The sequence below is a fragment of the Nocardia sp. NPDC050408 genome (assembly GCF_044458905.1).
Classification (GTDB): domain Bacteria; phylum Actinomycetota; class Actinomycetes; order Mycobacteriales; family Mycobacteriaceae; genus Nocardia.
The window spans coordinates 146,029-155,915 of record NZ_JBITIL010000019.1; the positions used below are offsets into that span (position 1 = coordinate 146,029).

General features: G+C 64.5%; 10 protein-coding genes. 7 read left to right on the plus strand and 3 right to left on the minus strand.

What is annotated here, in order from left to right; translation table 11 throughout:
- The first annotated feature begins 2 nt into the window (after positions 1-2).
- From ACIBJI_RS35525 to idi, 7 genes are read left to right on the plus strand one after another with little or no spacing between them, the layout of a single operon-like run.
- Entirely contained in the window at positions 3-1,382 is a 1,380-nt protein-coding gene (locus tag ACIBJI_RS35525; RefSeq protein WP_364344812.1) for an aminotransferase class I/II-fold pyridoxal phosphate-dependent enzyme, read from the plus strand.
- Positions 1,383-1,426: 44 nt separating this feature from the next.
- Positions 1,427-3,388: a CRTAC1 family protein gene (locus ACIBJI_RS35530; protein WP_397087699.1), complete on the plus strand. Its 1,962-nt coding sequence runs from the start codon at positions 1,427-1,429 to the stop codon at positions 3,386-3,388.
- Positions 3,385-4,887, plus strand: coding sequence for a hypothetical protein (locus ACIBJI_RS35535; protein ID WP_397087701.1), 1,503 nt, complete (start codon positions 3,385-3,387; stop codon positions 4,885-4,887). The genes ACIBJI_RS35530 and ACIBJI_RS35535 overlap by 4 nt, the downstream gene beginning before the upstream one ends.
- A 40-nt stretch (positions 4,888-4,927) precedes the next feature.
- On the plus strand, positions 4,928-5,893 hold the full coding sequence (locus ACIBJI_RS35540; RefSeq protein ID WP_364344803.1) for a DUF1702 family protein: 966 nt from the start codon (positions 4,928-4,930) through the stop codon (positions 5,891-5,893).
- A gap of 2 nt (positions 5,894-5,895) precedes the next feature.
- Complete coding sequence (locus ACIBJI_RS35545) at positions 5,896-6,708, plus strand: SDR family oxidoreductase (protein WP_364344800.1); 813 nt, start codon at positions 5,896-5,898, stop codon at positions 6,706-6,708.
- Positions 6,708-7,721, plus strand: coding sequence for a UbiA family prenyltransferase (locus ACIBJI_RS35550; protein WP_364344797.1), 1,014 nt, complete (start codon positions 6,708-6,710; stop codon positions 7,719-7,721). Before ACIBJI_RS35545 ends, ACIBJI_RS35550 begins: the two co-directional genes overlap by 1 nt.
- 34 nt (positions 7,722-7,755) lie before the next feature.
- Entirely contained in the window at positions 7,756-8,352 is a 597-nt protein-coding gene (idi, locus tag ACIBJI_RS35555) for an isopentenyl-diphosphate Delta-isomerase (protein WP_364344794.1), read from the plus strand.
- A 98-nt stretch (positions 8,353-8,450) separates the two neighbouring features.
- Here the strand turns inward: idi and ACIBJI_RS35560 are convergent, their stop codons facing one another.
- The 3 genes from ACIBJI_RS35560 to ACIBJI_RS35570 form a co-directional block, all read right to left on the minus strand.
- Positions 8,451-8,666 (minus strand): hypothetical protein, encoded by a 216-nt coding sequence (locus ACIBJI_RS35560; RefSeq protein WP_364344791.1) that lies wholly within the window; start codon positions 8,664-8,666, stop codon positions 8,451-8,453.
- Positions 8,667-8,773: 107 nt separating this feature from the next.
- Positions 8,774-8,842 (minus strand): hypothetical protein, encoded by a 69-nt coding sequence (locus tag ACIBJI_RS35565; protein ID WP_397087709.1) that lies wholly within the window; start codon positions 8,840-8,842, stop codon positions 8,774-8,776.
- A 149-nt stretch (positions 8,843-8,991) separates the two neighbouring features.
- A complete protein-coding gene (locus tag ACIBJI_RS35570) occupies positions 8,992-9,558 on the minus strand; it encodes a DUF5753 domain-containing protein (RefSeq protein WP_397087711.1) in 567 nt (188 codons plus the stop codon).
- Between the last annotated feature and the right edge of the window lie 329 nt (positions 9,559-9,887).

Here is a 9,887-nt window from a genome sequence, read left to right on the forward strand (position 1 = left end):
GCATGACAACTGAGAGCATCGATCCCCGTGCGCTCGCCCGTGCCCTGATGGCCAAGCACGATGCGGGCAATGGCGCGACCACTGCGACGGCGCCGGGACCCGACCGCGGTGCGGCCGATGTGCGGACCGCTCGCGGCCCGAGCCTGCAGACCTCCTTCCGTGATCATCCGGGTGTGCTCGAAGCCAATGAAAAGTTCGCCGCTTTCGACGCCTGGACCCGCGAGGCCGGTGTGCTCAATCCCTACTACCTGCCGCACGACGGCATCAGCGGGGCGGTGACCAGCTTCGCGGACCGTGACATGCTGAACTTCAGCAGTTTCGGCTATCTGGATCTGGCCGCCGAGCCGCGCGTGCATGCCGCCGCGATCGCCGCGATCGGGCGTTACGGGACATCCGCGGCCGCCGTCCGGATGGTCGCGGGGGAGTTACCGCTCTACGGGGAGTTGGAACGCGAGCTCGCGCGGATCTACGACACCGAGGCCGCCATCGTGACGGCGAGCGGCTTCCTCACCAATGCGGCGGCGGTCGCCTTCCTGCTCGGGAGGCGCGATATCGCGGTCTGCGACTCACTGATCCATAACAGCATCGTCTCCGGCACCGAATGGGCGGGCTGCAAGCGAGTCACCTTCCGGCACAACGATCCCGAATCGCTGGACGCGATTCTGGCGATGTCCCGGCGCAGCTTCGATCGGGCCCTCGTGCTGATCGAGGGCGTGTACAGCATGGACGGCGATGTGGTCCGGCTGCCCGAAATCATCGAGGTGGCGCGGAAATACGACTGCTCGATCATGATCGACGAAGCGCATTCCTTCGGTGTTCTCGGCGAGCGTGGGCTCGGCGCGCGTGAGCTGTTCGATCTGCCCGGCGATGCCGTCGATGTCTGGATGGGCACACTGTCGAAGGCGCTGGGCAGCGTCGGCGGCTACCTGGCGGCCAATCGCGAACTCGTCGAAGGGTTCAAATACTCCGCCGCCGGTCTGAGCATGTACACGGCCTCACCCGCACCGTCCGCGGCGGCGGCCGCACTGGAGGGCCTCGCCGTCCTACACGACGAGCCGCAACGCGTGGCGGCACTGCGCCGCAACGCCGAGTACTTCCACCGCCGGGCCCGCGAACTCGGCTTCGACACCGGCAACGGCCAGGCCACACCGATTACCCCGATCATCACCGGCGCGAACGAACCCGCGGTGCGCGCATCGATGGAACTGCTGGAGCGCAATGTGATGGCCAACGCCATCGGGCATCCGGTGGTCCCCGAGGGCGAGGCGCGCTTGCGGTTCTTCATCAACTGCCGTCATACCGAGGCGCAGCTCGATCATGCGTTGGACACCCTGCGGTCGGTGTTCGACGGTCTCACCACGGAAGAGAGTCACCACTCGTGAAATTGTCGGTCAGTTCTTCTCTGCTGCGAAAAGCGTTGGTGCCATTGGCATCGTTGACGCTGATGGCGGTGCTGTTCGTACCGGCCCACTCGGCCATGATCGCCCCGGTCGAGACCGATCCGAGCAGCCCGCTGGCGAGCCGGTTCCATTTCACCGAGATGCCGATCGCGCTGCCGCCGGGGCTGCCCGAGCGCAAGATCCGGCATATCGAGCCACGGTATGAGCATGTCGTCGCCTGGATGTCCTCGGTCAACTCGGCGGCGGCGATCAACGATATCGATGGCAACGGTCGCGCCGATGATCTGTGCCTGGTCGATTCCCGATCCGACACTGTCATCGTGACGCCGACGCCGGACAGCGACACCAGCCGCTACGCACCCTTCGTGCTCGATCCGGCACCGCTGCCGACCGACGACCGGATGGCCCCGACCGGCTGTGTCCCAGGCGATTTCGACCACTCCGGCCGCATCGGTCTGATGGTGTACTACGGCGGACGCACCCCGGTCCTGTACCTGCCGCGCACGGGTGCCAAGCACCTGGACAACAAGGCATTCCGGCCGGTGGAAATGGTGCAGCCGCCGACCACCGCGGACGGCAGTTACCAGGGCGCGCGCTGGTTCACCCTGGCCGCCTCCGTCGCCGACTTCGACGGTGACGGCAACCCGGACGTCTACCTCGGAAACTATTTCCCGGACAGCGATTTCATCGGTCCGGACGGTCAGCACAGCCTGACCCTGAACGAATCCTTCTCCAAAGCGACCAATGCCGGGACCGACCGCATCCTCACCTTCCAGCAGGGCACCGGCGGCGCCGAGCCGACCGCGGTGTACCGCGAGGTGGTCGATGCGCTCCCGGAGGGGAAGGCGAACGGCTGGACGCTGGCGTCGGCCACCCAGGACCTCACCGGCGACCAACTGCCGGAGCTGTATGTCGCCAACGATATGGGTCCGGATCGCCTATTCGTGAACAAGTCGACACCGGGTCACATCGGTTTCGGCCTCGCCGAAGGTGAACGCGGCCCGACCGACCCGAAGTCCTTTGTGCTCGGCCATGATTCGTTCAAGGGCATGGGCGCGGACTTCGCCGATCTCGACGGCGACGGTATGCCCGATCTGTTCGTCAGCAATATCGCGCAGCGATGGGGCATCGTCGAGGCCAACCTCGCCTTCTACAACACCGCAGCCGATCCGAAACAAGCTGCGGCGCAACTGGAGTCGGGCATCGCACCGTTCAAGAACCAGGCCGTGGAGAAGGGCATCGCCTGGGACGGCTGGTGCTGGGACACCAAGGTCGCCGATTTCGACAACAGCGGCCGACCGCAGATCGTGCAGTCCAACGGCATGTTCAAGGGTTCGAGCACCCGGTGGCCGCAGGTGCAGGAAATGGCCACGATGAACGACGATTTCAGCAAGTACCCGTGGGCCTGGCCGAAGTTCACCGAGGAATCCGACCTGGCGGGCAATAACCGCATCGGTTTCTTCGCCCAGGACGACAACGGCAAGTTCACCAATATCTCGCCCGCCCTCGACACCTTCGCGGCGACACCCACCCGCGGCATCGCGGTCGGAGACTCGACCGGTACCGGCAACCTCAGCTTCGCGGTCGCCAGGCAGTGGGAAGCGCCGGTCTTCTACCGCAATGACGCACCGGATCCCGGGCAGTACCTCGGCCTGCGGCTGCTCACTCCGCCGACCACCGCTGCCTCCGGCGAGACGACGGTCGCGGGCAAGCCCGTGCTCGGGTCTCCGGCCCTCGGCGCCGAAGTCACGGTGACGATGCCGGACGGCAAAACCCATGTGGCACAGGTCGACGGCGGCAGCGGGCACGCGGGTAAGCGGTCCACCGATATCCACGTCGGACTCGGCGATATCGCTCCCACTACCGCACTGTCGGTACAACTCGCGTGGCGCGATAACCACGGCGCCGTGCGCACCCAGCAGTTGCAGCTGCAACCGGGGCAACACACCCTCGTTCTCGACTCCGATGCCCGGGAGGTGCACCAGTGAGTGTTCAAGGAAACGGTACACATTCGAACGGAACAGCCGTCATCGAAAACACCAACGGCTCCGCGCCCGAGCCCCCGCCGTCACCGGCGCAGGCCTGGCGGCGAAAGTGGTTGGGCGTCAATATCGAAGGGCGTGACCCGCGCTATCTCGCGCTGCGCAACTTCGCGGCCTCGCTGACGATCTTCAATATTCTGGGATTCCTGTGGCTCGGATTCGAGCAGCCGTGGCTGTGGCCGTTCCTCAGCGCGGGCACCGCGTACGCGGTGGAGATGATCCTGGAAACGCTGGCGGCATGGGCCTATCGCCGCCCGGCGGGCTACCGGGGCAACGGACTTCGCGGTCTGATCGTCTTCCTGCTGCCCGCGCACATCACCGGTGTCGCCTTCAATTTCCTGATGTACGCGGCGGACCAATTCCTGCCGATCATGTTCGGCATCACGGTCGCGGTCGGCACGAAATGGGTGCTGCGGGCCAAGGTCAACGGCAAAGTCAAGCACTTCATGAACCCGTCGAACTTCGGGATCGTGGTTGCGCTGCTGGTCTTCCCGGCGATCGCCGTTGTCGGTCCGTATCACTTCGTCGAGAACGTCTCGGGTCCGGCCGACGCGCTGATCGTGCTCGCTCTGCTCGGCGCGGGCACCATGCTCAACGCCAAGCTGACCAAGAAGACACCGATGATCATGGCCTGGCTCGGTGCGTATGTGCTGCAGGCGGTGGTGCGCGGTCTGCTGGACCACAACATCTCGATCATCGCGGCGCTGCTGCCGATGACCGGTATCGCCTTCGTGCTCTACACCAACTACATGATCACCGACCCGGCGACGACACCGTTCGCCAAGCGCGATCAGATCATCTTCGGTGCCTCGGTCGGCCTGATGTACGGCGTGCTGATGGCCCTGCACGTCTCGTTCGGCTTGTTCTTCGCCCTGGTGATCGTCTGCGCGAGTCGCGGACTGTTCTGGTGGAGCCGGAATATTCGGGAGTGGCTGGCCAAGCGCGCGAGCGTCGCGGTGGTGGACGTCCAGGAGGCGGAACCGGAGCCGGATGAACTGGCGGCGGTTGGGTCGGGTGAGTCGGCGGCAGGTGAGTCGGAAGTACCGGTGACAGCTGAGTCGGGTGAACTGGCGGCGGTTGAGTTGGGTGAGCTGGCGGCGGTTGAGTTGGGTGAGCCGGCGACGGTTGAGTCGGGTGAGCCGGTGACAGCTGAGTCGGGTGAGCCGGCGGCGGTTGAGTCGGGTGAGCTGGTGGCGGCTGAGTCGGAAGTACCGGTGACAGCTGAGTCGGGTGAGCCGGTGACAGCTGAGTCGGGTGAGCCGGCGGCGGTTGAGTCGGGTGAGCCGGCGGCGGTTGAGTCGGGTGAGCCGGCGACGGTTGAGTCGGGTGAGCTGGTGGCGGCTGAGTCGGAAGTACCGGTGACAGCTGAGTCGGGTGAGCTGGTGGTGGCTGAGTCGGATGAACCGGCGGCTGTTGCCCCGGAGAAAGAACCGGCTCGGTCCTGACAACCCGGAACCACCACCACCGCAACAGAATCGAGGTCATATGCCATCACTGATCGGACCACTTCGCTCCACCCTGCTCGGCACCGATATCGAGCAGGAACCACTGAAACGGCCCGGCTTTGCGACGCCGAGTCCGGCGACCGCCGCCGAACTGGAGCGGGTCGCCACCCACCTGTCCACCAGCATCCACGTCGCCGTATGTAGTAAGAACAACGCGGAGTTGATCGAGCAGATCCAACAGCTGCCCGAGCAGTACCAGGGCTTCGCATTCGAAGGCGCCGCAACGGGTCTGGCCGCCGTCGATTCGATCACCCCGTTCAGCCATCGCGCCGCGGACCTGTTCACCGGCCCCGCGGCCAAGCACGACCTGACCATGTATGTCGGCGTTGGTCTGGCGATGGGCAAGATTCCGAAACCGATTTGGAAGAAGGTCTTTCCGAAGCATCCGGTGTACCGCTGGCTCGCGATCGACGGATACGGCTTCTACAACGCCTTCTTCCGCACCGAGAAATACATCAACCGCCAGCACGTCGACGAGCGGTATCCGTCCTGGATGGGAGATACCGCACCGTTGAAACGGGCTTCTGATCAGGGCATCGGACGCGCACTCTGGTTCATCAGCGGCGGATCGGTCGACGGCGTCGCATCGCGGATCGCGGAGTTCGACCCGAGCAGGCATGCCGACCTGTGGAACGGCATCGGCATCGCGACCACCTTCGCAGGTGGTGTGGAAGTCGCCGACCTGGAAGCTATCCGGTCCCTGGTGCCGCAATTCCATCAGCAGTTGGCGGCGGGCTCGACCATGGTCGCGAAGATCCGGCAGCAGGCCGACAGTGCCACCCCGCACACCGAGGTCGCGGTGCGGACCTACACCGGTCGCACCATCGACGAGGCCGCGGCCCTGATCGATAAGGCGTTCGTCGGCATACCGGAGGACGGCACGGCCACCAGCTATCACGCCTGGCGTGACCGTCTCGGTGAGCTGGCCGTACCCGGCGGGAGTTGAAAATGACTGTGCGCTGGACGGATAAGCATGTGATCGTCACCGGCGGCTCCGACGGTATCGGGGCCGCCGTGGCCGCCGCGTTCGCCATGCGCGGCGCGCGCGTCTCGGTCATCGCTCGGCGGGAGGCGCCGCTGCGCGCCACCGCCGAGCGGATCGGAGCCGACTGGCGCAGCGCCGATGTCACCGACCGATCGGGGCTGGCGGTCGCCGTGAAAGAACTGGAGGAACGCAACGGAGCCTGTGCGGTGATCGCCTGCTGCGCGGGCCTCACCCTGCCCGGACTCTTCCTCGATGTCGACAGCGACGAGTTCGGTATCCAGAGTGATGCGAACTATCTGGGTTCGGTCAATGCCATTCGGTGTGTACTGCCCGGCATGGTCGAACGTGGCGAAGGGCATGTTCTGCTGACCAGTTCGACGGCGGCTTTCCTCGGCATCCCCGGATATTCGAGCTACGGTCCGACCAAGGCCAGCGTGCGTCAGCTCGGGCTGTGCCTGCGCTACGAGGTCGAGCCCGACGGGGTGACGGTATCGGTGCTGTACCCGGCCGACACCGACACTCCCGGACTCGCCAGGGAGAATCTGCGCAAACCGGCTGAAACCAAGGCGATTACCGGTTCGATCAAGCCGATGCCCGCCGACAAGGTCGGCGAAGCGGCGGTACGCGGGCTGGAGCGAGGCCGCCATCACATCACGGTGGATCCGCTGACCACGTTTTTCATGCGGTGGGCCAATCTCCCGGAGGATCTGTCCCGGCCGTTCTTCCGTCGCAGTATCGCCCGCGCACGTCGACATGCACAGCAGGAGCACGCCTGATGTCCACCACGGTCAGCGGCGGGGAAGCCTCGTTGCGTGCACGGTTACACCGCATTTTCACCGCGGGCCCCGGCGAAGAGGGGCGACCGCTGCCGCTGCGCACGAAGATCGACTACGCGCTGTGGCTGACCCGGCCGGAAATCGCGCCGATGTCCGGTGCTGTCATGGTGGCCGATGTCCTGTTCAGTGCGCACACCGCAGCCGAGATCTGGTCAGCGCCGATGATCGTGGCCGCGGTGATGCTGGCCGCCGCCATTCAACTGTTGCACGTCGCCAATTGCCTGGCCGATCGCTGGGTGGACGTCGAATACAAATCCAAGTTCTCCCGCATCGTTCGAGATCTCGGCGTGCGATTCGTGGCCTGGCAGATCTACCTCACCACCGCCGGCATCGGTGTCGCGGGCGTCTACCTCGCGGTGGCGACCGGACATTTCGATCTGCTGCTGATCATTCCGGTCGGAACTCTGTTGCTGCTCGAATATTCGCTGCCGCCATGGCATTTCAAGGCCGCCGGATTCTGGCAGATCCCCTGGACCTACATCATGACCATGGTCTTTCCGGGCGTGGTCGTGCTCCGGTTGTACGACCGGCCGATCGAAATGCCCGCGCTCATTGCCATTCTCGGCTTGGGGCTGACGACCACCGGAGTTTTCGTCGCGAACACCGCCGAGGACATTCCGGAAGACACCGAGCACGGATTCCGGACCTCGGTGGTGGCGCTGGGTCTGCGTGTCTCGCTGTTCGAGTCGATGACGCGGGTCACCGTCGGCGCCGCACTCGTGGCGGGGTCCGTCGTCGCCATGGTGGGATTCACCTGGACATTGATCGTGTATGCCGTTGGCGTGCTGATCGTTATCGGCTATCTGGGCCGGACCCAGCTCGGCACCTGGGGTAAGCCTGTGGAGGACGCTATGCCGCTCGTCCGATCGCAGGCGAAACTGTTCGTATACATGGTCGCGCTTGTTGCCTGGGCGGCCGTCGTACCCGCGGCCGCCGTGTTCTGCCAACGGTGAGCGAATCACGAGAGACCATGGAGCCAAGATCGTTATGACCACCGAGATTCGCTCCGATCGTGAGGCTCTTCTCGTCGAACTGGTCGATGAGCACGGCCGAGCGATCGGAGCACGTTCCGTTGCCGAGGCACACCGCCCGCCCGGGCAGCTGCACCGCGCCTTCTCGGTACTGCTGTACGACGCGTCCGGGCGGATCTTGCTGCAGCGTCGCGCTGCGGTCAAAACTCGTTTTCCGCAACGGCTTTCGAACTCCTGCTGCGGCCATCCCGCCCCCGGCCAGGACGTGATCGCCGCCGCATCGATCCGGCTGATGGAGGAACTGAACCTGACCGTCACGGAGCTGACCGAGGCGGGCATCTACCGCTATCGGGCCGCCGACCCACGCGGCGATCAGGTGGAGCACGAATGGGACCACGTGCTGGTCGGTGTCATATCCGGCGACCTGCCGCACCCCGACCCGGCCGAGGTCTCCGAATGCATCTGGGCCGACCCCATCGACCTGCTCGAAGACATCGCGGCGGCAGCCGACTCCTACACGCCGTGGCTGCGCGGTGTCCTCGATATTGCCACGCGTGCAGCCGATTTCACTCATGCAGACAGCAAGAAGGCCTGCTACCGGGGACTCGGCTAAGGCGCACCTGAACAAGCGAGCGCAGCCGCGGAACATCCCGCACGCCGACTACGGCGCTTTCGATGCTAGGCACCGTTGATACTGGACCGGCGACGAGATCACAGCAGGCTTATGAGCCCCCACAACACGCCCACCAGGACTAGGAGCAGCAGCGGGATCATTCCTCTGAGCTCTGGCCAGTTCGGACGCCAATAGCGTTGCGCCACAGGCATGGTCTGCAAGCTGCGCGATAGGCGAGGGATGCGGTAGACGATGATCAATATCGTCATCAACGCAATGTCCAGGACCGCCAGCACCAAGACGAGGTTCGTCATCGGTCTCACCCTCTACACTTGGCAATGATTTGCCTTGCAGCCTAAATGGATTGGCAAGTCGCTGCCGTTTGTAGGCGAGTGGTGGGGGCAGAGACGTGAGACATGACCTATGGCCGATCGAACTCGCCATCATTGACGCCAGCGGTGAAGGCATCCCACTCGCCAGGAGTGAACACCAGTGCCGGGCCGGTCGGGTTCTTGGGAGTCCCGTACGCCGACCATGCCCCTGTCCAGATGCGCCACCGCTATGCAATCCTGGCCCCCGCCACTGTGGCTACTCTTGAACCACTTGGGGCGAGGTCGATGGTCGCCAGCATTATCTGGTTCACCTCGTACGCGCCAAGCGATCGGACGGGCGAATAGCGGGGCGAGTTTGCGGGCGCCATAGCCGAGCAACGCCCACGTTCGAACTCCTTCGCAACTTCCGTAATAGGTCTCGGCTTGGTCGGGCATCGAGCGCCTCGCGCCGGAGGACCCCATACGCCTCACGGTACCTGTCCAGATCCGCTGGTCGCTCCAGGAAGATGCCCCCGGTGAAACTCTCCACGTAGACGGGGCTGGGCTCCTCGGGCTTGCCCTTCCGATCCACATCGAAATCCAAGATCAGGAACGGGCCGGTCGACAGTCCAGCCCGGAACGGAAGCACCCGTATGTCTACATTCGGATGACTGCTCAGGTCCGCAGGGTTCCGCAGTTGTGCCGCCATCACTTTCCGTGACCTGATGACGGTTCGTAACACCGACTCATGCAAGACAGCTGTGTACGTCGCTGGCTTGTTCCTCCGAGTGAGTCGATCAACGTCGCTGACAACGAAAACGCATGAGCGAGAACATATCTCGACACCCAGGAGAGCCCGATGTGCATCTGAGTGTATTCCTGCATGGCGCCCGATTCGACTTCGCCGCCTGCCTCACCGCGGCTGATCTTCGTACGTGAGCACCAGGCGCAGCATTACGTCGACGCCGTCACCGTCGACCTCTGCGGCACCGGCACCTACCCGAGGCTTCCATCCGAACGCCCCTACCTCGCCCCCCAATCTCGTCAATAAGAGTGTAATGATATGCCCGGATTGGGAACAAGATCAGGTGGAACTGGTGGCGGCGGCTTCTCGGGCGGATTCAGGCGGTGGTTGCAACAGTGCTTGCCTGGGTGAGTATCTCATTGAGGATTTTGGTGGGGCTGCGGAAGCCGTGGCGTTTGCGGGGGCGGTTGTTGAGTTCG